This is a genomic window from Mucilaginibacter inviolabilis, assembly GCF_011089895.1.
GTDB lineage: Bacteria > Bacteroidota > Bacteroidia > Sphingobacteriales > Sphingobacteriaceae > Mucilaginibacter > Mucilaginibacter inviolabilis.
This window is the reverse complement of sequence record NZ_JAANAT010000003.1, coordinates 246,816-269,592: the sequence shown is the minus strand read 5'-3', so window position 1 is coordinate 269,592 and position 22,777 is coordinate 246,816. Positions and strand designations below refer to the sequence as shown.

The following is a 22,777-nucleotide window of genomic DNA, read 5'->3' as shown; positions in this document are numbered from 1 at the left end:
TGATCTGCTTTGTATTATAAATCGCGGCAGGCACGGTAAATGTCGCTCCAATCATTACGGGTTTTCACCACGGTTTCCAGGTATTCCTGCCAAACCAACTTATCCTGTACAGGATCTTTAATTACCGACCCAATGATGCTTGCAGCCAGGTCAGCTGCCTTTAGCTGGCCATCACCAAAATAAGCCGCCATGGATAAACCACTGTTTACAACCGAAATGGCTTCGGCTGTACTTAGTGTACCAGTAGGTACTTTGATCTTGGTTTTGCCATCAAGGGTTACGCCGCTCCGCAATTCCCTGAAAATGGTCACAATTCTACGGATCTCCTGTAATGCAGGTGGCTCAGCCGGGAGCTCCATCACTTTTTCAAAACTCTCCACCCGGCGACGCACAATATCTATTTCTTCATCAATCGAATCAGGCAAAGGCAATATTACGGTATTGAACCGACGCTTGAGCGCGCTTGACAATTCATTTACGCCTTTATCGCGGTTGTTGGCGGTGGCTATTACGTTGAACCCTTTAATGGCCTGCACCTCTATATTCAGTTCAGGAACAGGCAAGGTTTTTTCGGACAGGATGGTAATCAGCGTATCCTGCACATCGGCACCAATGCGGGTTAATTCTTCCAGACGCACGATCTTTCCATCTTTCATGGCCCGCATTACCGGGGTTTCTACCAGCGCACCCGCCGAAGGCCCTTCTGCTATCAGGCGGGCATAATTCCAGCCATAACGTACCGATTCCTCACTGGTACCCGCCGTACCCTGTATAATAAGGGTTGAATCGCCACTTATACCGGCGGCCAAATGCTCGCTTACCCAGCTTTTTGCAGTACCAGGTAAACCATACAATAATAAGGCACGATCTGTTGTGAGGGTTGCCACTGCAATCTCCATCAGGCGGCGACTACCAATATACTTGGGCGATACCTCAAATCCGTTTTTGAGTTTACCTCCTACTAGATAGGTAACTACTGATTGTGGTGAAAGCACCCAGTTTGCCGGACACTTGTCATTATCCTGTTTTTTAAGTTCTTCCAGTTCCTGTGCAAATAATTGCTCTGCATGTTGACGTAATAGCTGTGACATGTTAAGGTATTTATGCGTTAAAAGCTTTAAGCGTTTGATATTTTAAGCTCAGTAATTTAGTTAAATGATCTCTGCTTTTTTCCCAGGTATTTTGCAGGCGGGGATCTTTTGGCTCAAATCTTTCAAGCTGCCTCATAATACCTGCCGGTATAAGTTTTATGTTTTTACTAAAAAATACGCGATTATATTCATAAGGACGATCAGCCATGTATCCCATGATGGCTTTGGTTAATTCCATGCTCCACTCTTCCCTGCAGGTTAAGGCGGCATTCATGGTGTTTTGTGCGTCATTGGTAAAAAAGCGGAGTATATAATTATCCCGTTGTTGCACTGGTAATTTGTTGATAAAATCAACATGAAGCTCGGGGTAATTTAATAAATACGGAATCCAGTTATCGGCATTAAAGTTGGTTACAGCTTTAACCAAAGCGCCCATCTGTGATAAGGCGTGCTTTTCAAAATAGGATACTACTTCTCCGGGGCTTGCATCAAATTGCTTTTCCCAAAAGGAGGGGGGGACAGCTGCAATTAACTGATAGATGATAAAGCCTTCGTCAGAAGTTGAACTTTTTTGCCCGGCTAATTTTTCTATCCCAGATTTAAAAATGCCTTCGTCTACCGTAGCTGGCAATTTTTGCTGAATAGAAACCTTATTCATCATCCCTAATAAAGCTTTTTCCTTTTTCAGGATGACTGATTGTTTTAGCAGCTCTTCGTATTGATCAACAATAGATGACCCGGGTATCATTTTAAGCAGTGCCAGTGCCTCATCCTTAACCTTCTGACCTTTTTCAATGAGCAGGCTTTCCAGCCAGGGCAGATCAGCAGGTGTCCGGTTTACTCTTAATGTTCTGAGCAACTCGACCTTATTGGCCGCTGTTTCCCACTCCCAGGTTTGCTGTATCCATTCCCTTGCCTGTTCGGGTTTTCGTTGCCGGATCTTTTTAAGTAGCTCGATCCTTTCCGCAGGCTTTCCGTTTTTCCAAATTTCTTCATCCGGAAGCGAGTTGAAATAATCCCAGGCCGGGTTTAGCTGGCTTAACCATAATCCACGGTTACCACTGCAAGCAATGGCTAATGATTTTAATGAAGCATCCTTTTCTGCCTTATCTAAAACTATGGGTAAAACCTCCGGCAACATCAAACGGCCGCTCATGCTACAATGACTCATCCATAATTCCAGAAGAGATGTATTATCCTCATGGAGGATATCAATTAAAACATTTGCCGCTGCTTCAATACAATACGGAGTGGTTTCCTCCGGAGCAATAGTTGCAGGCAGATCTTTTTGTTGAAACGGTTTAAACCCGCATTGACGGTAATTATAAATTACGGAGGCTTTTTGTAAGAACTTTGACTCTTTATCCAACAGCTCAATAGCATCAACCATTTGAACAATTTCAGATACCCCATCCGGCAGATCAGGGTTACCAGGCATGGGTTTATCTGTACCCAGCATAGCGGTATTAATAACGTAGTCCCAGGCTTTCATCAGATGGTTTTATAATTGTTTTGATGCCAAACGCCCAATGGGCGGTACTCGTTTTCTTTACCGATGATGGTCATGGTTAGGGGCTGCCCACCACTCAGGGCCATAAGTTGCCATATATTTTTAAAGTCTGAAGCGATGCGGCATAAACAACCTTCCTGGTCCTGCAGCCACCATTGTTTTTGATATTGTATCGGTTTTAAAGCCGTTACGACCAATGGCATTGCGTTTCTGAAGGGTAACCTGCTGTTTAACTCTGTTTCCTGCTCTGCTACTTGGCTCCAGTCTGCAAAGGTTTTCATATCAAGCGTAGAAGCACCTTTTGTAATGATATGATTTTTTATGATAGCCCGATAAGGCACTACTGATGGGAAATAGACCAGCTCGGCATCAAGATACATGCCTGCGCTTAGTGACAACTGGCCAACCTGCCCGCGTGCAATAAATTGTAAAACAAGCGCGTATTGGTTGCCGCTTAAATTATAAAGCCAGTTTTGCTCTACAATGATCTGCTGTTCATCGCGGGCTTCTTTGCCTATCACCAGCCAGGTACCGGTAACCCCGGTTTGTTTTTTAAGTTCATCCTGGTTAAAAGTAAAACCAATGGCCGAACGTACATCCTGCTGTAATAATGGGTTAATATTGTGCAAATGCTGATAACTTTCTGCCACCAGGTATAAGTGTAGTAGTTTATCCATAAAGCCACTTTGCCAACCTTCGTTCCAAAAATTAGTTACCCCAAGATTTTTGACCATCGCCGCCAGCCCGGAAGCTTGCGCATCAATCATGCGGCGGGCCATGTTATCCCAGTAATTTCCGTCTTTTTCGGGGATGGTCAAAATACCATTACGAACAATATCTTTTATCCAGATCAATAACTCACTGATACCCGCGCCTACTCTTTGCTCTCGCGATTGCTGACGTTTGGCCTGAGCGGCTTCGTCAATGGTTTTTTCTGTTTTTTCGGCTTTTTTCTCTTCTCTATCAGATCGCTTGCTGATCCAGTCGTTCACCCAGGCAGGCATATCTTGATCAGTAAATAATTCCGGCTGGCGTGCACATAAAAGTAACAGACCGAGACCGTGTTTACACGGGAATTTACGACTTGGGCAAGAACATTTGAAAGCGATAACCGTGAGGTCAACCTGGGTTTGATAGGGTTTGCTGCCACTTCCCTGGCACTCACCCCAAAGTGCCAGTCGGTTCATTCCTTTGGTAACCCACTTGGCAGCTGCGGCCAAATCGCGCCCGGATTTTTTTGAAGCCTCATCAGGCGCTAGTGCGTATATCTGGTCTTCTGTTAGCTGCAAAACGGTTTAATTTATTGTGAAAAAGGAGCACTTCGTTTAGCGCTAAAAATAGGATAAAATTTAAATATCTGGTTGGAATTGTTTATTAAAACAATGTTGAAAATTATTTGTGAAATTGCCAAACTGCAATCGACTACAGCTCATTAGAATACCACTTCGGGATCCGGACTGACGTCTCTATAAGCTTGTTGGTTTATAAATAAAAATAGCAAATCCTGTAAATCGTATCATGGAAGAACCAATCAATTTCAACCACGAAATGCCCTACGACCTCGCCTGGTCTAAGCAAAACCCTTTCGCTCTGCGCCCTTCCTTTTACATTACAAATTATGATGTCAAAGATGAATATTCACTTTCCGAAAGCTGAAATATGAAGTCGGGTAGAAACCATTTTAGGTTTCTATTTACTGATTGATTTAAAACACTTGTTTCCATGTGGTATAATTTCGTCAAATTGTTCGCCAGCATTGTTTTATGTCCGCGGATATGATAGATTTTATCGATGATGATTTCATTATCGAATAAAGTATGTAAGTTTTTTATCACTACCGAAGTTCTTTACGAACAGACAATAAATAGTTTTAATGATTAGTAATTAGAACAAGGCAGACGGCTTCATTTCACCACGCGAACACCGAAAACGTGGATTAAATAACCTCATATGCACTTTTTTTCGAAAGAAAAAATTCAGGAAAATCTTCATTAAAATATCGAACACCCTTTTGGGACTTAATCGAATTTTCATGATAATCAAAAGGCTGGGTACACACAAAAGGAAACACACAATTATGTATGTTCCCTTAAGTAGCCGAAAAGCCGCCTAATAGCAACACGTTTGAGCGTAATTTACTGCTGATTCGACTATGGGCGATGAATATGGATCGCTCAAATAGCGTTTAATCAGTTGTTCAGAAGTCTCTGTGACTGTCAGTTTTTGTAGAATAGCCATACTTAACTATGGCAGATAAGCCAGTATTTACCTAATTTTACGTTCTTAAATACAAAACCAATTGACAACACAGGAATTCATTGCCGCGGCATTGCTGGAAGATGTGGGCAGCGGAGATTACTCTACATTGGCCTCCATACCAGCGGGCGCAAAAGGTAAAGCAGTACTTAAAATAAAGGAAAACGGCATATTGGCTGGCATGCAGGTGACGCAGGATATCTTTCATCATCTGGAAGGAGATGCCAAATTTACTCTTTATAAAAAAGACGGAGATCCGGTAAGCAATGGCGAAACAGCGTTTACCGTTGAGGCCAGTGTGCATACCATACTGAAAGCCGAGCGACTGGTGCTCAACTGCATGCAGCGGATGAGCGGCATTGCAACCCTCACCAACAGATATGTTGATAAAATAAAAGATTATAAAACCAGAATACTCGATACCAGGAAAACCACCCCGCTGTTCCGCGAATTTGAGAAGCAGGCCGTACGCATAGGCGGCGGGTACAATCTTCGTATGGGGCTGTACGACATGATCATGCTCAAGGATAATCACATAGATTTTTGTGGGGGTATTGAGCTGGCCATACAGAAAACCAACGAGTACCTGGCGGCCAACAACCTCGACCTGAAAATAGAAGTAGAGACCCGCAACCTAGATGATGTACGCCGTGTGCTGGAAACAGGTAACGTATATCGCATCATGCTCGATAACTACTCGCCGGAACTACTGGAAGAGGCTATTGAAATGATAGGCGGCAGGTACGAGACCGAAGCATCGGGCGGCATCACCCTCGATAATATCATATCTTATGCACGCACAGGTGTCGATTATGTATCGTGCGGCGCTATCACCAATCAAGCGGTGAGCATGGACCTGAGTTTAAAAGCACAACTGGCATGACGAAGAAACACCACAAACCATAAGATGAACATTTCTATTTAAAATTTCTATTCTTAGTTCGTACGGGAAGTGAGCTTATTTAGTTTCCCCACTTCCTGTGCGGTTTTCAGTTCTTTTTAATTGGTGAACACCACGAATAACGTAACCAGTTAAATATCTCATTCCCGCTTTCTGTAGTTTCCAAACTACGGACCACTCCACTATGTCTGGAGACTTCAGTCTCCACCACTGTTTGCAAAAGCGGTTAGAAACACAAAAGCCGCTCTACTTTTGCAGAGCGGCTTCGTAGCCCGTAGGGGAATCGAACCCCTGTTTCTAGAATGAAAATCTAACGTCCTAACCCCTAGACGAACGGGCCATTTTTATTTATTTTCCCTTGTTTTGGGATTGCAAAGATATAGCTTTACTGATAAATTAAAAATAAAATTTAAAAAAAATATTTTAGCTATAAATACAGCCTGTTTTAAAGAGGTTTCAAACAAAATCGTTCTTTTATCCTTGTAAATCTTTGGCATGTTAAAGCTATCTTTATAAATAAATAAAACATACTTTATGAAAGCAATCTGGAACGATCAGATCATAGCCGAAAGCAATGATACTATCGTGGTCGAAAACAATCACTATTTCCCTAAAGAAAGTGTCAAAAACGAATATCTTGAAAATACGGATACCCATACCACCTGCCCATGGAAAGGGCTGGCATCTTATTATACCTTGAATGTTGATGGTAAAAAAAATCAGGATGCCGCCTGGTATTATCCACAACCCAAAGAGGCTGCCAGTCATATTGCCAATTATGTGGCCTTTTGGAAGGGCGTTAAAGTAGCCGAATAAACATGAAAAAATACGATGCCATTATCATCGGCGCCGGACAGGCGGGCGGCCCGTTGGCCAAAAAACTGGCTAACGCAGGCAAAAAAACCGCCATTATTGAAAAACGGTTTTATGGGGGCACCTGCGTAAATGATGGCTGTACACCTACAAAAACCATGGTGGCATCGGCAAAAGCGGCATATATGGCAGGCAAAAGCGCAGAGCTTGGCGTATTGGTAAAAAAGTTTTCGGTTAATATGCCCCAAATAAAAAAACGCAAAGACGAAATCGTACTTCGTTCGCGCAACGGGGGCTTGCACGCTGCAGAAGAGACCCCAAATTTGGATGTACTATTTGGCGAAGCTACTTTCACTGATCATAAAACCATTTCGGTAAACTTAAATAGTGGTAAAAAACAAACCCTGCAAGCCGATCTTATATTTCTTAATCCGGGAGCCAAACCTTTTATACCTGCAATAGAAGGCCTACATGATATTGATTACCTGACATCAACAACTATACTTGATCTGGATTACGTTCCTGAGCATTTATTGATATTAGGCGGTAATTATATCGGTCTGGAATTTGGCCAAATGTTCCGCCGGTTTGGGGGCAAGGTTACTATACTGGAAAGATCAGCCAGGATTGTATCGCGCGAAGACGAAGACATCTCTGCCGAAATGCAAAAAATACTGGAAGCAGAGTCCATTACTATCTATAATCAAGCGCAGGCTACCGGATTCAAGCAGAAAAAAGGAGGCAAAATAACTGCCACTATATCTGTAAATGGTGAAGAAAAAAAGATCAAATGCACTCATGTGCTAGTTGCAGTTGGTCGTACCCCTCAAACAGAAGCGCTTAATTTACCTAAAACAGGAGTAACTACGGATGAAAAAGGAAATATTAATGTAAATAGCAAGCTGGAAACCTCCACACCAGGCATCTATGCTCTTGGTGATGCAAAGGGAGGTCCGGCTTTTACACATATCTCCTATAACGATTACACCATTGTTTACCGCAATCTGATCGAGAAACAAAATCTAAATATAAACGATCGTCCGGTGCCTTACTGCATGTTTACCGACCCGCAACTGGGCAGGGTAGGGATAGATGAAACCGAGGCTAAAAAACAGGGATTGAATTACAAAGTAGCCAAACTACCCATGGCTCACGTAGCCCGTGCTATAGAAACCGGCGATACACGTGGCTTTATGAAAGCTATTGTTGACCCCAAAACAAAAAAAATATTAGGCGCCACTGTTTTAGGCCCCGAAGGCGGCGAGATCATGACTGTATTGCAAATGGCGATGGAGGGCGGCATAACCTATGACAGGATACGTTATTGCGTGTTTGCTCATCCCCTGTATTCCGAATCATTAAATAACCTGTTTATGACCCTGGAGGATTAGCCCCCGCTTATGATAAAGGTTAAAGACATAAGCAAACACTTCGATAAAGTTAAAGCAGTTGATAGCATTAGCTTTGAAGTTCAGGAAAAAGAGAACCTCATTTTGTTAGGAACCAGTGGTTGCGGCAAAACCACTACGCTTAAAATGATCAACCGGCTTATTGAGCCAACCTCGGGCAGCATTTTCATCAACGGAAAAAACATCGCAGACGAACAACCTGAAACGCTAAGGCGCGGCATTGGTTATGTTTTACAAAATAATGGTCTCTTTCCGCATTATACCGTGGCCGAAAATATAGCTGTAGTACCTCAGCTGCTAAAGTGGGATAAAAAGAAAATAGCTGATCGTACCGCCGAGCTGATGGAGAAACTGCACCTCAGTTCCGATTACCTGCACGTTTACCCCAATGAATTAAGCGGTGGCCAGCAACAACGTATTGGCCTGGCCCGGGCTTTAGTATCTGATCCTCCTGTTTTGTTGATGGATGAACCTTTTGGCGCTTTGGATAATGTAACACGGGCCGCTATTCATAAAGAGTTTAAAGCACTTGACGAGTTGAAGAGAAAAACCATTATTATGGTTACTCACGATGTGCAGGAAGCTTTTGAGTTGGGCGACAGAGTATGCCTTATGGACCAGGGAAAGATCATACAATCAGGCACACCTGCTGATTTGCTGTTTAAACCAGCTAATAAATTCGTGAAAGATTTTTTGAAAGACCAACGCCTGCAACTGGAATTTAAGGCGATACGGCTACTGGATATTTGGGATCTATTGCCCGATCTCCACAAAACCGACCACCCACCCACAATATCTGCCAATACAGATCTTTGGACCGGCCTCGAACACTTCAAGTTTACTGATTCAGAAACGATCAGCATCGACAAAGACAAAAACGAAATAAAAATCGTTGGATTTGAGCAGCTCATGTCGGCTTTCAACCAATATAAAAACAAGCAAGGGCATGAATGAGCATCAGCAAACCTTATTGGAGTTTATGCAACAACAGGCCGATAAACTGGCTGTTCAAACCATGCAGCATATTGGGCTTACCTTTATATCGCTCTTTTTCGCGGTGCTGGTGGGCTTGCCTCTTGGTATTGTTATCGCCCGCAAAAGAAAACTGTCCGGCTCCATTTTAGGCTTTGCAGGGATACTGCAAACTATTCCGAGTATAGCTTTACTGGGCTTTATGATCCCTCTTTTAGGAATTGGCCCCAAACCGGCTATCGTTGCTTTGTTATTATATGCCCTTTTACCCATTATTCGCAATACTTATACCGGCATTACCGGAGTAGATGCCGCTGTAAAAGAAGCCGCCGTGGCCATGGGCATGAGTAAATGGCAAATCCTATTCAAAGTAGAGCTTCCGCTGGCTATGCCGGTTATTTTAGCCGGTATCCGCACTGCTACGGTTATTAATGTGGGCGTGGCAACACTGGCGTCATTCATCGCAGCGGGTGGCTTAGGCGAGTTTATTTTCGGTGGCATATCGCTCAACAATACCAATATGATCCTTGCAGGGGCCATTCCGGCAGCTTTACTGGCCATTATTTTCGATTTTCTTTTATCACTGGTACAAAAACTCAATTTCAGAAAACTCAAACGTAGCAGCTACGCACTGCCCATTGTATTAGTATTGTTATCATCCTTCTATTTTATTCCAACTGCCTACGGCAGTAAGCTCACAGCCGGTTTCACCCCAGAATTTATGGGAAGGCAGGATGGCAACCTGGGCCTGGAGAGTAAATACGGTTTAAAGATCCACACCATTGTGATCAGTGATGCGGTGATGTACAAAGCGGCCTATCAAAAAGAATTGGATGTGATTAGCGGATACTCCACCGATGGGCGCTTAAAAGCTTATGGCCTCGTGGTTTTGGATGATGACAAAGGTATATTTCCGCCATATTATGCCGCGCCAATTGTACGGGAAGATGCATTGAAGAAATTTCCGGAACTCGAAAAAACACTGAATCTGTTATCCGGCAAAATAAATGATTCCGTGATGACCGATTTAAATTACCGTACTGACTATCTTCACCAAAGCCCGGAGCGGGTGGCTAAGGATTTCCTGGTAAATCATAAGCTATTTAAATCCGCCCGTAAGAGCAATGAAGAAAACACTGTACGCATTGGTTCCAAAATATTTGGCGAACAATATATACTGGCCAATATGTATAGCATGCTTATAAAAGGATATACCAATTATGGGGTATCCACAAAAACAGGGCTCGGCGGAACAAAAATCTGTTTCGATGCCTTAACTAATGACCAGATAGATTTTTACCCGGAATATACGGGTACAGGTTTACTGGCCATATTACAAGCCTCGTCAAAAACCATAAATGAGGTAACTAAAAATAAAGATAGCACTTACAATTATGTGCAGCGTGAATTTAAAAAACAGTACCAGGTAAGCTGGCTTAAACCCATCGGGTTTAACAATGCATATGCCTTAATGATGAGAGAACAACAGGCCAAAAGTTTAAATATTAAAACAATTTCTAACCTCAAACGATATTTGAATAGTAAATAGTTCCATGAATTTAGTTGATTGTTATAAAAAAGTGCGTCAGCGTACCGAGTACATTTGCAGTCCTTTGCAAACAGAAGACTACGTGGTACAACCTGTGGTAGATGTTAGTCCGCCTAAGTGGCACATCGGGCACACTACCTGGTTTTTTGAAACTTTTATTCTGAAGCCTTATTTTATGGGCTATCAGGAGTTCAATCCCAATTACAACTATGTATTCAACAGTTACTATGAAACTGTTGGCAATCGCGTAATCCGTACCGACAGGGGCAATTTAAGTCGCCCAACAGTTAACGATATCTATCAGTACCGGGCTTACGTAGATGAAGCTATGGAGAAATTCCTGAGCACGGAACCCTCTGCTGATGTTAAAGAGCTCCTGATATTGGGCTTTAATCACGAAGAGCAACATCAGGAATTGTTGCTAACCGATATTAAATATATTCTTGGCCATAACCCTTTATTTCCGCCGTATTCAAACAGCTATGTATCGCCAAAGGTTAATACTGTAAATGCCGATTTTATTAAAATAAACGAAGGCATCTATGAGATAGGATTTACCGGCGAAGGCTTTTGTTTTGATAATGAACTAAACCGGCATAAAGTTTATTTAAATGCTTATGAAATAAGCCCCAACCTGGTAACCAATGCCGAATACCTGGAGTTTATCAATAGCGGAGGTTACCATGATTTTCGACACTGGCATGCAGAGGGGTGGGACTGGGTTAAAACCAACAAGGTCGAGTCACCTCTCTATTGGCATTTAATTGATGAAGAGTGGCATAACTACACTTTTCATGGCCTCGAACTGCTTAACCCAAATAACCCGGTATGTCATATCAGTTATTTTGAGGCGTACGCTTACGCATCCTGGAAGGGACTGCGGTTACCAACTGAGTTTGAATGGGAGACTGCTGCAACACAATTTAGCTGGGGAAAAAGCTGGGAATGGACAGAAAGTTCGTACCTCCCTTATCCGGGTTTTGCAAAAGCGCCGGGAGCCATTGGTGAATACAACGGCAAATTTATGGTGAATCAGAAAGTTTTACGCGGCGCTTCGGAAGCTACATCTCCAGGGCATAGTCGCATTACTTATCGCAACTTTTTTCAAACAAATTTACGCTGGCAATTTACCGGCATCAGGCTTGCAAAGTAATTGCACAAATACATCGACATGGACTCAACCTTAGCACATACGGACTTGAACGACCCATCAAAAACAAAAACCGACTTGTTTTACAATGATGTGATCACCGGTTTAAAATCATCACCAAAACGGTTAAACTCAAAATATTTTTATGACGCCAATGGCGATAAACTTTTTCAGGAGTTGATGAACAGTCCGGAATATTACCCAACCGACTGTGAACTGGAGATATTCTCTGAAAAAACCGCCGAAATTGCAGATGCCCTTATTGCCGACGGTGATGCTTTTGACCTGATTGAACTAGGCGCCGGCGACGCCACGAAATCAACCTATCTGCTTAAATATCTATTGGAGAAAAAGGCCGATTTTACTTATTTGCCCATCGATATTTCAGAGAACGTAATAGCCTATTTAAACATGACCTTGCCCGTTACCTTACCGGGCCTGCAAATTACAGGGTTAAACGGCGAATATTTTCATATGCTCACCAAGGCAGCTTCTATTTCTTCCAGACGCAAGGTGGTTTTGTTTTTGGGATCAAATATTGGCAATATGCCTGTAAACGATGCTATTGAATTTTGCAGGGAACTGCGTAAACATTTATCACCTGGCGACATGGCCTTGATTGGTATGGATCTTAAAAAAGACCCCAAAGTTGTGCTGGCTGCTTACAATGATAAAGAGGGTATTACCAAACGGTTTAATCTTAATTTACTGGAGCGCATTAACCGTGAATTAAACTCTAATTTTGATGTATCTAAATTTGAGCATTACCCCACCTACGATCCGGAAACAGGCGCCTGTAAAAGCTACCTGATCAGCACTATTGATCAGCAGGTAACCATCAACGGTAAGGAAACCATCGCGTTTTTAAAGGATGAGTATATCTATATGGAGATATCCCAAAAATTCACCATTATGCAAGCCGATCAAATAGCCATCAATGCGGGCTTTGTACCGGTAGGGCAATTTTTCGATACCAAAAAATGGTTTATTGATGCTATCTGGATGGCCGCGTAACTTTTTGAACAGGCGGCCCATTTTGTTACAAAAGTGGGTTTACATGGGTTTACACTTTTTACGGATTAACATCAGTACAAATAATTGATAATCAATAAATTAAATGAATTTTTCATCAAATAATGGCTTAAAAGTGTAAACCCATGTTAACCCAAAAATCGTAATTCAAACAAAAGCATTATAATAGCTTCGGATTCAATTCCGAGTCGATCAATCCACCTATAGGTTTGCCCATGAGCCATTTTTGATGGTCGTTTTTTTGCCAGTCGTTTTTGTAAGGAGTTATCCGGGCACCGTCTGCTACATAAATAATAGTCATTACCTCGCGCATCTGATTGGAGTTATTACCCGGCGCGTTGTGAATGGTAAATCCCCGGTGCCAGGTGGCATCGCCCGCCTTCATGGTTTTGGCCCTGCTAATCTCAAACCCTTTTTGTTTCACATAATCATCAAAGAGCGTTTCTGACTCATCAGAAATTTCGTGGTTAAAAACGGCACCATTAATATATGATCCCGAAGCAAAAGTTAACATACCCATATCCACATCAATGTCAACCAGCGGCATCCACATGGTTACGGTATTATGGGTATCAATAGGCCAGTAATACTGATCCTGGTGCCATGGAGTTGGCCCTCCGCCGGGCTCCTTGAACAAAGCCTGGTCATGGTATAGCCTCACGTTGTCAACTCCCATCAAATCAGCGGCTATTTTTGCCATCCGTCTGGCTGTAACAAACTTTTTACTATCCACATCAACCCGCCACAAATTCATGATCTGCAAAAATGCCTTTCCGTAAGTATCTCTCTCTTCCAGCTTGCGTTTTTCTGTATTATATCTTTCTGCAGCACCCACAATTACAGGCCTATAGGTATTTATCTCTTCTTCTGAAAGAATGTTTTTGATTAAAGTATGTCCTTTTTCATGAAACTCCTGAATATTTTCGGCTGGTAATTTCTTAAGATCATCCAGCTCAGGCAGATAGGCAGATGCACTAATCATAATTTTATTAGCTTTTTTTTCAAAGGAAGCTTATCTTTATATAAAAAAAAATGAAGTGAATGGCAGGAAAGTGGGGTATATTATCCTTCACAAACTAAAGTTCATTATTTTACGTTAATATATGCAATGATCAAAGCCTCTTACGAAGTCCTTCAGCCCGCAAACAGTCAATCGTTCCTTGTCAGGAAGTTTGATAAACTGGCATTTGACGCCCCTTACCATTTTCATGAAGAATACGAATTGACGTGTGTTATAAGAGGCACAGGCAAGCGCTATGTGGGCAGCCACATGGAAGATTTTGTTTCTGGCGATCTGGTATTGCTTGGCCCTAATCTTCCGCATTGCTGGAAACTGGAATCGGGTGAAATACCTATTGAAGATGCCAGTGCCATAGTGATACAGTTTAACGATGCTTTTTTGGGCGATGAGTTTTTTAATAAATTTGAATTACAGCACATCAAGCAACTTTTTCAAAAAAGCGGCTGCGGCATTTTATTCCACTCCGATACCCAGAAAGAAGTAAAAGAGCTTTTACTGAAACTGGCCGACGAGAAGAGCAATTTCAGAATATTGATATCCCTGCTGGAAATATTACAGCGTATGGCATCATCTGACGAGTATATCCTGCTTGATCAGCACCGGGTAATAGCAGAGCGTTCCCTGGCCGAACGTGAAAGGATAAATCCGGTATTAGCTTACCTGGTTGAAAATTTCAGAAAACAGGTTTCATTGGATGCCGCGGCGAGTATTGCCAACATGACCACCAACGCGTTTTGCAAGTACTTTAAAAAGGTAACCCGTAAAACATTTATGGAAACCATTATTGAGTACAGGCTAAACTATGCTATACAACAGCTGGTACAAACAGACAAGCCTATATCAGAAATATCGTTTGAAAGCGGTTTTGGCGATGTATCGCACTTTTACAAAATGTTTAAGGCTAAAATGAACCTGAGTCCGCTTAATTACCGCAAAAGATTTATGCGCAACCTGCTCAACGACGGTAAAAAGCGATCTGCTTAACAGCTAAGGATACTATACGCTGATTATACCACGTTTAATGGCGTATATAACCAGGCCAACCAGGTTTTTTGAGCATGTTTTTTCAAACAGCCGTGCCCGGTAACCCTCCACAGTTCGCACACTCAGAAATATTTTGTCGGCTATTTCCTGGTTGGAGTATTCCTGGCAAACCAGCTTCAGCACCTCAATTTCACGCTCGTTAAGATCGGCTTTATTGTTGGGAATACTATCGCTGTGTTCATTGGTAACCAGTTGCTTAATCAGCGTTATAGACAGGTGTTCATTAAAATAAAACCCCTTATGATATACAGTAGATATTGCTTCAATGATCTCTTCCGGTTCAGCATTTTTGAGGAGATAGCCTGATGCCCCGGCCTTCATCATATCCACAATATATTTATCTTCATTAAACATGGATAACGCCAGAATTTTGATATGCTTATAGTGTTGATGCACATAATCGGCCGTCTGAATGCCATCCATTTCGGGCATTTTGATATCCATTAATAACACATCGGGAGATCTATCTGTCAGTAATCCCACCAGTTCTTTACCATTTGATGCTTCTAATATCAGGTCAAAATCCTCACAATCTTCTAGCGTTGCTTTTAATCCGTTCCTGAAAATTTTATGATCATCAATAATGCCTAATTTTATCGTACTCATTGTATAACAAATAGTTGGCTAATATAGTAATTAGTATCAAGTAGCCAACATCAAATAATTAGTATCAAGTAGCTAGTATCAAGTATCATGATTGCCAGCAACCTCATTTACAGTATCATACAATAATATCTTTATACTTGATACTAGCTACCTGATACCAACTCTAAAACTTGATACCCAATTATGCTATTTTTAGTTTTATAGTAGTAAATGTACCTGCCGACGGCTTGCTTATAATATCAATTTCGCCGTTGATGAGTTGAACACGGCTTTCCAGGTTTTTGATACCAAAACCTTGTTTTACTTCATTTAACTTAAAACCAACACCATTATCTTTAAATTCCATCACCATAAAATCACCATCCTGCTTTACCGATAAATGAATAATGGTAGCATCGGCGTGCTTAATGGCGTTGCCAAAAAGTTCCTGGGCTATACGGTATAATGCCAGTTCAATTTCATGGGGGAAGCGCTGATCGCTTATTTTTTTTTCAAACCGTACTTTAATACGTGTGGCTTGTTCTACTTTATTGCCCAGGGCTTCCAAAGCTATCAGAAAACCATAATCGGTGAGTACCGGGGGCAAAACATTGTGGATAATATTGCGTATTTCCTGGATACTTTCGTCAATAAGTCTCCGGGTATCGGCCAGCAGGGGCTGGGAACTTTCGTTGATGCAATTTTTATCCAACCTGTGCATATTAAGCTTGATGGCCGATAATACCTGGCCCACACTATCATGCAGATCTTCGGCAAGGCGCTTGCGTTCGCTTTCCTGTGTTTCAAAAACAGCGTTCATCAAATCGCCTTGCCGCTGATCATGCAGCGTACGTAGTTCTACCTGATTCCTTATCATTTTACGTTGATAAATGATCACGAAGAAAAACAGACAAGTAATTAATATAACAACCACTAAAGTCCCGATAATTAATACCGGGATCAGGTTGTTTTCTGTGGCTTGCAAAATAATCCTACTGAAAATAATATGTTAGCAATGATGTTAGTTATGCTGTTAATAATATAGTAATTATGCTGATCTTCTACAGGTATCTGCGTAAAGATCATAAATAAAAATATATTTACCGAAGAATAAAAAAGTACACCGGCATTTATCCAAAAGAGGCCCTGTTTCTCGATATCAACATACTTAAGAGGGTTTAATAACTGAGAAAAATAAAGCAGGGACAACATGATCATTTGCACACTTAATGCTGTATTCGATACCGATGGATATTCATCTAAGCTTCTGTTGAACAACATCATTATAAATAACGTTATTACGGCCAGGACAATTGTTATTTTTTTATAAATAGCCTTAGCAAATAATTTATGGTATATAACCGTATAAAAAAACAGCGATACCAATACATTAAGATGGAGCAACCACATGGTATTCTTTGATCCTGAATTTGCTAACAACCACATAGCAGGATCAAAAACAGATGCAATAAGAAAAAAGAGAGCCGCTATTCGTAAAACTTTATCAAGATGCCTATAGTTAAATAATGCAACGACAACCGGAAAAAAGCCCGATATTGTAGAAGCCAAGGCCAATGACATATCTAAATTCATATATTAATATAATAACAGCCTCTAAAGGAAATTAATTAATTTCCTGTTAACATATTTTTAGGACATCCGGATGAGCCGGGACATGGATAAGATTGATCACCTAAACTATTGTCATCGCTCTGGGCTGCCATCAATTTATACGTTTTTACATTTGTGGAATAAGTTGTAGACATAAATGTTTCGCCTTTCATATCACCTGGCAGCATATCTTCACCGTCTTCGGTAACGCCCGATATTACAAAGCGCATATCGCCATCGGCATGGGCTATGGTCTTAATAAAAAAATTACCTATGGCTACAAAAAACCGCTGAAAACCAGTTAGCTGTTGTCTGTTGGCATAATAAATACGGATAGCCAGGCAGCCAGGCTGAGCAAGAATCTTATTGACAATAACCTGCCCAAAAAGTTGAGAAATGGCAGAGCCTTTAGGGCTACGATGCCTATGGTTGGCTGTATATAGTGCAGCCTCATCAAGACTTATAACGGCGCCCTCGTTGCCGGTGATAACGCCTCTTGCTTGTTGTGTTTCTGTTGCTGTAGTTGTTGTTTCCATGATTAAACTAATTATAGGATTGAGTTTTAGTCGATAAAACTAACATTAATTAGTAATTATTTCAACAAACCACAGCCGGGGGATAAAACTTATTCCACTATTAACAACCACATAACAGACTCATAAACAGCATATAATAAACACAAACCAAACATAAGGCATTATAACATCACGTAGTTTTACGCATCAAAAACTGTAATATTACGCGGGTGTATTATAGGCACTTATCATCAGATATAAAGCAATAACTCTAAAAGTCTGTGCAGCCGTTGTAAATAATTATTAACAATATTTAGCAAGCAAATATTGCCAGTATTAAATTTATTATTTAGGTTTATGACAACTATTAACTGATCCTATAAAATAAGGGTGCCATATTGCTATGGCCCCCTTTTACGTTTTATATTCCTAATATTTAAAATATCGCCTCGGCTATGCGTTTAGTTGGCCCGGCGTTGCTCATGGTATAAAAATGTAACACAGGTACGCCAAATTTTACCAGTTCTTTACATTGGTTAATCATCCATTCAATCCCCATATCTTTTACATCTTTTTCTGATTTACAAGCATGAATGGCATCGCACAAATCTTCGGGCATATCAATATGGAAAGTTTTGGCCAAACCTGTTAATTGTTTTGAGGTGGTAATAGGTTTCAACCCAGGTATAATAGGCACCGTGATGCCATTGGCCCGGCAGTTATTCACAAAATCAAAATATTTCTGATTATCAAAAAACATCTGGGTAACAATAAAGCTGGCACCCATATCTACCTTTTGTTTGAGGTATTTAAAGTCGGTTTTAAGATTTGGGGCCTCAAAATGCTTTTCGGGATAGCCTGCCACACCAATACAGAAATTGGTTTTGGCGATGTTATCATAATCCTCATGCAAATAAACGCCGTTGTTCATGTTCACTACCTGCTGCAACAGATCGGTAGCATAAGCATGTCCGTTAGGGGTTGGCACAAACGACGAATCGCTGCTACGGGCATCGCCACGTAATACCAGCACATTTTCGATACCCAAAAACTCCAGTTCAATCAATGCATTCTCCGTTTCATCACGGGTAAAACCGCCACACAGTAAATGCGGAACGGTATCTACCTTATACCGGTTCATGATAGCCGCACAAATAGCGATGGTACCCGGGCGTTTTCGATAACTCAGTTTTTCCAGCAAACCATTGGAGTGCTGCTTATAAATATAATCCTCGCGCAGCGAGGTTACATCAATAAAAGGCGGCTTAAACTCCATTAGCGGATCGATAGCATTGTAAATGCCTTGTATGCTTTGCCCTTTTAAAGGAGGTATCAATTCAAAAGAAAAAAGTGTTTTGCCTGCAGCGTTAGCAATATGTTCGGTTATTTTCATGGTTCGGGTTGCGGAGCTCGGGTTGCGTTTTATATTTCCGTCATTGCGAGGCACGAAGCAATCTCTATGCTATACAGAGTGGCTCTGTTAATTGGGGATTGCTTCGTACCTCGCAATGACGTGTGTTTTTTATTTAATTCAATAATTTATATTCGGACTAAGCCAGCGTTCAATCGTTTCAAGATCCATTTTCTTACGGGTAGCGTAATCTTCTACCTGATCCTTACTAATCTTGCCCAGGCCAAAATATCGGGCTTGTGGATGTGCAAAATAGAAGCCGCTTACCGAGGCTGCCGGCATCATAGCCAGGCTTTCGGTGAGGTGCATGTGAGCATTATCTTCGGCCTTGAGCAGATCAAACAAGGTGGTTTTCTCGGTATGATCCGGGCAGGCAGGATAGCCTGGTGCCGGACGAATACCCTGGTATTCTTCTTTGATCAGGTCTTCGTTGCTTAACTGTTCGCCTTTTGAGTAGCCCCAATGTTCCTTACGTACCAATTCGTGCATTTTTTCGGCAAAGGCTTCAGCCAGGCGATCGGCCAGGGCTTTGGCCATAATGCTGTTATAATCGTCATGGTCGCGCTCAAACTCGGCTACCAGTTCATCACAACCCAAACCTGTTGTTACGGCAAAACCGCCCATATAATCGGGCACTCCGCTTTCTTTTGGGGCGATAAAATCTGACAGGGCATAGTAAGGATCGCCTTTCATTTTTTCGGTTTGCTGGCGCAGGGTATGTATGCGGGTTAACAATTGTGTACGGCTTTCGTCGGTGTACAACTCAATATCGTCGCCCACACTGTTAGCTGGCCAAAAACCAATCACTCCACAGGCTCTCAGCAGTTTCTGATCTACAATTCTTTTCAGCAATTCCTGTGCATCATCATACAGTTTTTTAGCTTCATCGCCTATAAACTTATCGGTAAATATTTTAGGGTAGCTGCCGCGCAACTCCCAGGTATGGAAAAACGGTGTCCAGTCGATATAGGGCACCAACTCTTCCAGCGGGTACGATTCAAATACTTTGGTGCCGGTAAACGTTGGTTTTATAGCTACGTCACCATCCAGACTGATCTGGAATTTTGATTTGCGGGCATCATCAATAGTCACAAACCGCTTATCTGATTTTTTGTTCAGATGTGCTTCGCGGGCTTTGGCATACTCGTCTTTTATACTTTGGATGTAGGCATCGCGGTTATCCTTACTCATTAAGTTACTGCACATCGTCACACTTCGTGAAGCATCTATACCATGGATTACCGGGCCTGAATAATTCGGGTCGATTTTCACAGCGGCATGGATACGCGATGTGGTGGCACCACCCACAATTAACGGAATAGTAAAACCGTTACGCTCCATTTCCTTGGCAAAGTGCACCATTTCGTCGAGCGAAGGAGTGATCAGTCCGCTTAGCCCTATAATATCTACATTCTGCGCTTTGGCTTCTTCAATGATCTTTTGCGCTGGCACCATTACGCCCAGGTCAATGATCTCGAAGTTATTACAGGCCAAAACTACACCTACAATATTTTTGCCGATATCATGCACATCGCCTTTAACGGTGGCCATTAATATTTTACCGGCATTGGCCCGGTTTCCGCTGGAATCTTCACCGGCATCAATAACCCTTTGTTTTTCGAGCTCGATAAATGGCAGCAGATAGGCCACCGCTTTTTTCATTACACGGGCCGATTTTACTACCTGGGGTAAAAACATTTTACCGGCCCCAAACAAGTCGCCTACGATGTTCATGCCATCCATCAACGGGCCTTCTATCACCTCCAGCGGCTTGCTGTAAGTTTGCCTGGCCTCTTCCACATCAGCGTCCAGATATTCAATGATGCCCTTTACTAATGCGTGTGAAAGTCGTTCCTGAACGGTACCTTTGCGCCACTCTTCGTCGCGCACCACCTCTTTTCCTTTACTTTTGATGGTATCGGCATATTCTACCAGGCGTTCGGTAGCATCATCGCGACGATTCAGCAGCACATCCTCAACCAGTTCCAACAGGGTTTTATCAATTTCCTGATAAACCTCCAGCATACCGGCATTCACAATGCCCATGTCCATACCCGCCCTGATGGCGTGGTATAAAAATGCGGAGTGCATAGCCTCGCGCACCACATTGTTGCCCCTGAAGGAGAAGGAGATATTACTTACCCCGCCGCTTACTTTGGCATGCGGCAGGTTTTGTTTTATCCAGCGGGTAGCTTCAATAAAATCCACCGCGTAATTATTATGTTCTTCGAGGCCGGTGGCTACGGTTAATATATTGGGATCGAATATGATGTCCTGAGGCGGGAAACCCACTTCATTAACCAGGATATCATAGGAGCGTTTACAGATCTCGATGCGGCGCTGCAGCGAGTCGGCCTGACCGGTTTCGTCAAAGGCCATTACTACTGTGGCCGCGCCATAGCTTAATATTTTGCGGGCGTGCTCTTTAAACTTATCCTCGCCTTCTTTCAGGGAGATAGAATTCACGATGCCCTTGCCCTGGATACATTTTAATCCGGCTTCGATAACCGTCCATTTTGAGGAATCGATCATGATGGGCAGCTTGGCAATATCGGGTTCGGAAGCTACCAGGTTCAGGAATTTCACCATCACTGCTTCCGAATCGATCATGCCCTCATCCATGTTAATGTCGATCACCTGGGCACCCCCTTCTACCTGCTGCAAGGCCACGGCCAGAGCAGCTTCATAATCTTCGGCCAGGATCAACTTGGAGAACTTGGGCGACCCGGTGATGTTGGTACGCTCACCCACGTTCACAAAAATGCTTTCGGGGGTTATGGTAACAGCTTCCAATCCGCTCAAACGTAGATTTGGTTCAACCGATGGAACTATTCTTGGCGAATATTTAGCGGCCTTTTCGGCAATGCATTTAATATGTTCGGGCGTAGTACCACAACAACCGCCTACAATATTCACCAATCCGGCTTTTATAAAATCATCCAGCTGATGGGCGGTTTCGTGAGCGGTTTCGTCATATTGCCCAAACTCATTAGGTAAGCCGGCATTGGGATAGGCTGATATAAACACATCCGCTTTTTCGGAAAGCTCGGCCAGGTGAGGGCGCATCTCTTTGGCACCCAAAGCACAGTTCAGTCCTACCGAAAGCAGGTTGGCATGGCGTACCGAATTCCAGAAAGCCTCTACCGTTTGACCTGATAGGGTACGACCTGAAGCATCGGTAATGGTACCCGAGATCATGATAGGCAGATGCTTGCCAGATTCATTTGCATAGCGATTGATAGCAAACAGAGCCGCTTTGGCGTTCAGTGTATCAAATATGGTTTCTACAAGCAATAAATCCGATCCTCCATCAACCAAACCACGTACCTGGTCATAATAAGCTTCGGCCAGATCATCAAATGTTACCGCGCGATAACCCGGGTCATTTACATCTGGTGATAATGACGCCGTACGGTTGGTTGGCCCAACAGCACCAGCCACAAAACGGGGCTTAGCCGGATTTTTGGTGGTATATTCTTCGGCAACTTCGCGGGCCAGGCGTGCACCTTCATAGCTTAGCTCGTAGGCCAGCTCTTCCAGCTTATAATCGGCCAGGGAAATTACTTGTGTGCTGAAAGTATTGGTTTCAATGATATCGGCACCGGCATCCAGGTATTCGGCATGTATAGCCTTTATAATATCGGGGCGTGTAATGTTCAGCAGGTCGTTATTTCCCTGCAGATCGGAGTTGTGATCTTTAAAACGCTCCCCACGAAAATCCTGCTCGGTTAATTGGTACCGTTGTATCATGGTACCCATTGCCCCGTCAATTACCAGTATGCGTTTCTCTAGTTCTTTTCTAATATCCATGTTGGTATCAAGTAGCTAGTATCAAGTATCAAGTACCGAAAATTCAGCGCTTGAAGGTAGTATAGCGGGTATAAAGACAGAAACTGTCTTGCTACCT

The 22,777-nt window shown here is 42.5% G+C and carries 19 protein-coding genes and 1 tRNA gene; 8 read left to right on the top strand and 12 right to left on the bottom strand.

The genetic code is table 11. The features are described 5' to 3' along the window. Positions 1 to 14: 14 nt before the first annotated feature. The 4 genes from G7092_RS21235 to G7092_RS31005 all read right to left on the bottom strand — a co-directional run bounded on the left by G7092_RS21235 (position 15) and on the right by G7092_RS31005 (position 4,436). Positions 15 to 1,091, bottom strand: a complete 1,077-nt coding sequence (locus G7092_RS21235; RefSeq protein WP_166092237.1) for an ATP-binding protein — start codon at positions 1,089 to 1,091, stop codon at positions 15 to 17. A gap of 10 nt (positions 1,092 to 1,101) precedes the next feature. Then, positions 1,102 to 2,583: a DUF5691 domain-containing protein gene (locus G7092_RS21230; protein ID WP_166092235.1), complete on the bottom strand. Its 1,482-nt coding sequence runs from the start codon at positions 2,581 to 2,583 to the stop codon at positions 1,102 to 1,104. After that, the gene (locus tag G7092_RS21225) at positions 2,583 to 3,890 is read right to left on the bottom strand and encodes an SWIM zinc finger family protein (protein ID WP_166092233.1); all 1,308 of its coding nucleotides are present in this window, start codon (positions 3,888 to 3,890) and stop codon (positions 2,583 to 2,585) included. Before G7092_RS21225 ends, G7092_RS21230 begins: the two co-directional genes overlap by 1 nt. 327 nt (positions 3,891 to 4,217) lie before the next feature. Further along, complete coding sequence (locus tag G7092_RS31005; RefSeq protein ID WP_166092230.1) at positions 4,218 to 4,436, bottom strand: ORF6N domain-containing protein; 219 nt, start codon at positions 4,434 to 4,436, stop codon at positions 4,218 to 4,220. A gap of 464 nt (positions 4,437 to 4,900) precedes the next feature. Here G7092_RS31005 and nadC point away from each other — a divergent pair, with 464 nt between their 5' ends. Then, the gene (gene nadC, locus G7092_RS21215) at positions 4,901 to 5,740 is read left to right on the top strand and encodes a carboxylating nicotinate-nucleotide diphosphorylase (protein ID WP_202985376.1); all 840 of its coding nucleotides are present in this window, start codon (positions 4,901 to 4,903) and stop codon (positions 5,738 to 5,740) included. A 286-nt stretch (positions 5,741 to 6,026) separates the two neighbouring features. Here nadC and G7092_RS21210 read toward each other — a convergent pair. Beyond that, positions 6,027 to 6,098: transfer RNA gene (locus G7092_RS21210), tRNA-Glu, on the bottom strand. 194 nt (positions 6,099 to 6,292) lie between these two features. On the opposite strand from G7092_RS21210, the gene G7092_RS21205 reads away from it, so the two are divergent. From G7092_RS21205 to G7092_RS21180, 6 genes are read left to right on the top strand one after another with little or no spacing between them, the layout of a single operon-like run. Further along, a complete protein-coding gene (locus tag G7092_RS21205) occupies positions 6,293 to 6,574 on the top strand; it encodes a DUF427 domain-containing protein (RefSeq protein ID WP_166092227.1) in 282 nt (93 codons plus the stop codon). Between the two features lie 2 nt (positions 6,575 to 6,576). Next, positions 6,577 to 7,962 carry a mercuric reductase gene (locus G7092_RS21200; RefSeq protein ID WP_166092225.1) on the top strand — a complete coding sequence of 462 codons (1,386 nt, stop codon included), beginning with the start codon at positions 6,577 to 6,579 and terminating at the stop codon, positions 7,960 to 7,962. Positions 7,963 to 7,971: 9 nt separating this feature from the next. Next, positions 7,972 to 8,934 carry an ABC transporter ATP-binding protein gene (locus G7092_RS21195; protein ID WP_166092223.1) on the top strand — a complete coding sequence of 321 codons (963 nt, stop codon included), beginning with the start codon at positions 7,972 to 7,974 and terminating at the stop codon, positions 8,932 to 8,934. Further along, positions 8,927 to 10,501, top strand: coding sequence for an ABC transporter permease/substrate-binding protein (locus G7092_RS21190; RefSeq protein WP_166092220.1), 1,575 nt, complete (start codon positions 8,927 to 8,929; stop codon positions 10,499 to 10,501). Before G7092_RS21195 ends, G7092_RS21190 begins: the two co-directional genes overlap by 8 nt. 4 nt (positions 10,502 to 10,505) lie before the next feature. Further along, the gene (gene egtB, locus G7092_RS21185; RefSeq protein ID WP_166092218.1) at positions 10,506 to 11,654 is read left to right on the top strand and encodes an ergothioneine biosynthesis protein EgtB; all 1,149 of its coding nucleotides are present in this window, start codon (positions 10,506 to 10,508) and stop codon (positions 11,652 to 11,654) included. A gap of 18 nt (positions 11,655 to 11,672) precedes the next feature. Continuing rightward, positions 11,673 to 12,665: an L-histidine N(alpha)-methyltransferase gene (locus G7092_RS21180; protein ID WP_166092216.1), complete on the top strand. Its 993-nt coding sequence runs from the start codon at positions 11,673 to 11,675 to the stop codon at positions 12,663 to 12,665. 178 nt (positions 12,666 to 12,843) lie between these two features. On the opposite strand, the gene G7092_RS21175 is transcribed toward G7092_RS21180, so the two are convergent. Next, positions 12,844 to 13,665: a phytanoyl-CoA dioxygenase family protein gene (locus tag G7092_RS21175; protein ID WP_166092213.1), complete on the bottom strand. Its 822-nt coding sequence runs from the start codon at positions 13,663 to 13,665 to the stop codon at positions 12,844 to 12,846. Between the two features lie 126 nt (positions 13,666 to 13,791). Between G7092_RS21175 and G7092_RS21170 the strand changes: the two genes are divergently transcribed. Next, entirely contained in the window at positions 13,792 to 14,688 is an 897-nt protein-coding gene (locus tag G7092_RS21170) for an AraC family transcriptional regulator (protein ID WP_166092210.1), read from the top strand. Positions 14,689 to 14,700: 12 nt separating this feature from the next. Here the strand turns inward: G7092_RS21170 and G7092_RS21165 are convergent, their stop codons facing one another. The 6 genes from G7092_RS21165 to metH form a co-directional block, all read right to left on the bottom strand. Continuing rightward, positions 14,701 to 15,354: a response regulator transcription factor gene (locus G7092_RS21165; RefSeq protein WP_166092208.1), complete on the bottom strand. Its 654-nt coding sequence runs from the start codon at positions 15,352 to 15,354 to the stop codon at positions 14,701 to 14,703. Between the two features lie 181 nt (positions 15,355 to 15,535). Beyond that, positions 15,536 to 16,210: a sensor histidine kinase gene (locus G7092_RS21160; RefSeq protein WP_166092205.1), complete on the bottom strand. Its 675-nt coding sequence runs from the start codon at positions 16,208 to 16,210 to the stop codon at positions 15,536 to 15,538. Between the two features lie 83 nt (positions 16,211 to 16,293). After that, positions 16,294 to 16,926 carry a hypothetical protein gene (locus G7092_RS21155; RefSeq protein ID WP_166092202.1) on the bottom strand — a complete coding sequence of 211 codons (633 nt, stop codon included), beginning with the start codon at positions 16,924 to 16,926 and terminating at the stop codon, positions 16,294 to 16,296. A 35-nt stretch (positions 16,927 to 16,961) separates the two neighbouring features. Continuing rightward, positions 16,962 to 17,480, bottom strand: coding sequence for a hypothetical protein (locus G7092_RS21150; protein WP_166092200.1), 519 nt, complete (start codon positions 17,478 to 17,480; stop codon positions 16,962 to 16,964). A 415-nt stretch (positions 17,481 to 17,895) separates the two neighbouring features. Further along, positions 17,896 to 18,852 carry a methylenetetrahydrofolate reductase [NAD(P)H] gene (gene metF, locus G7092_RS21145; RefSeq protein ID WP_166092197.1) on the bottom strand — a complete coding sequence of 319 codons (957 nt, stop codon included), beginning with the start codon at positions 18,850 to 18,852 and terminating at the stop codon, positions 17,896 to 17,898. A gap of 138 nt (positions 18,853 to 18,990) precedes the next feature. Next, positions 18,991 to 22,680 carry a methionine synthase gene (gene metH, locus G7092_RS21140; RefSeq protein WP_166092195.1) on the bottom strand — a complete coding sequence of 1,230 codons (3,690 nt, stop codon included), beginning with the start codon at positions 22,678 to 22,680 and terminating at the stop codon, positions 18,991 to 18,993. Positions 22,681 to 22,777: the final 97 nt, after the last annotated feature.

What these genes read in the sequence shown, in the direction of transcription:
- G7092_RS21235 (WP_166092237.1), bottom strand. Translation starts at nt 1,091, where the DNA reads ATGTCACAGCTATTACGTCAACATGCAGAGCAATTATTTGCACAGGAA.
- G7092_RS21230 (WP_166092235.1), bottom strand. Translation starts at nt 2,583, where the DNA reads ATGAAAGCCTGGGACTACGTTATTAATACCGCTATGCTGGGTACAGAT.
- G7092_RS21205 (WP_166092227.1), top strand. Translation starts at nt 6,293, where the DNA reads ATGAAAGCAATCTGGAACGATCAGATCATAGCCGAAAGCAATGATACT.
- G7092_RS21200 (WP_166092225.1), top strand. Translation starts at nt 6,577, where the DNA reads ATGAAAAAATACGATGCCATTATCATCGGCGCCGGACAGGCGGGCGGC.
- G7092_RS21195 (WP_166092223.1), top strand. Translation starts at nt 7,972, where the DNA reads ATGATAAAGGTTAAAGACATAAGCAAACACTTCGATAAAGTTAAAGCA.
- G7092_RS21190 (WP_166092220.1), top strand. Translation starts at nt 8,927, where the DNA reads ATGAATGAGCATCAGCAAACCTTATTGGAGTTTATGCAACAACAGGCC.
- egtB (WP_166092218.1), top strand. Translation starts at nt 10,506, where the DNA reads ATGAATTTAGTTGATTGTTATAAAAAAGTGCGTCAGCGTACCGAGTAC.
- G7092_RS21180 (WP_166092216.1), top strand. Translation starts at nt 11,673, where the DNA reads ATGGACTCAACCTTAGCACATACGGACTTGAACGACCCATCAAAAACA.
- G7092_RS21175 (WP_166092213.1), bottom strand. Translation starts at nt 13,665, where the DNA reads ATGATTAGTGCATCTGCCTATCTGCCTGAGCTGGATGATCTTAAGAAA.
- G7092_RS21170 (WP_166092210.1), top strand. Translation starts at nt 13,792, where the DNA reads ATGATCAAAGCCTCTTACGAAGTCCTTCAGCCCGCAAACAGTCAATCG.
- G7092_RS21165 (WP_166092208.1), bottom strand. Translation starts at nt 15,354, where the DNA reads ATGAGTACGATAAAATTAGGCATTATTGATGATCATAAAATTTTCAGG.
- G7092_RS21160 (WP_166092205.1), bottom strand. Translation starts at nt 16,210, where the DNA reads ATGATAAGGAATCAGGTAGAACTACGTACGCTGCATGATCAGCGGCAA.
- G7092_RS21155 (WP_166092202.1), bottom strand. Translation starts at nt 16,926, where the DNA reads ATGAATTTAGATATGTCATTGGCCTTGGCTTCTACAATATCGGGCTTT.
- G7092_RS21150 (WP_166092200.1), bottom strand. Translation starts at nt 17,480, where the DNA reads ATGGAAACAACAACTACAGCAACAGAAACACAACAAGCAAGAGGCGTT.
- metF (WP_166092197.1), bottom strand. Translation starts at nt 18,852, where the DNA reads ATGAAAATAACCGAACATATTGCTAACGCTGCAGGCAAAACACTTTTT.
- metH (WP_166092195.1), bottom strand. Translation starts at nt 22,680, where the DNA reads ATGGATATTAGAAAAGAACTAGAGAAACGCATACTGGTAATTGACGGG.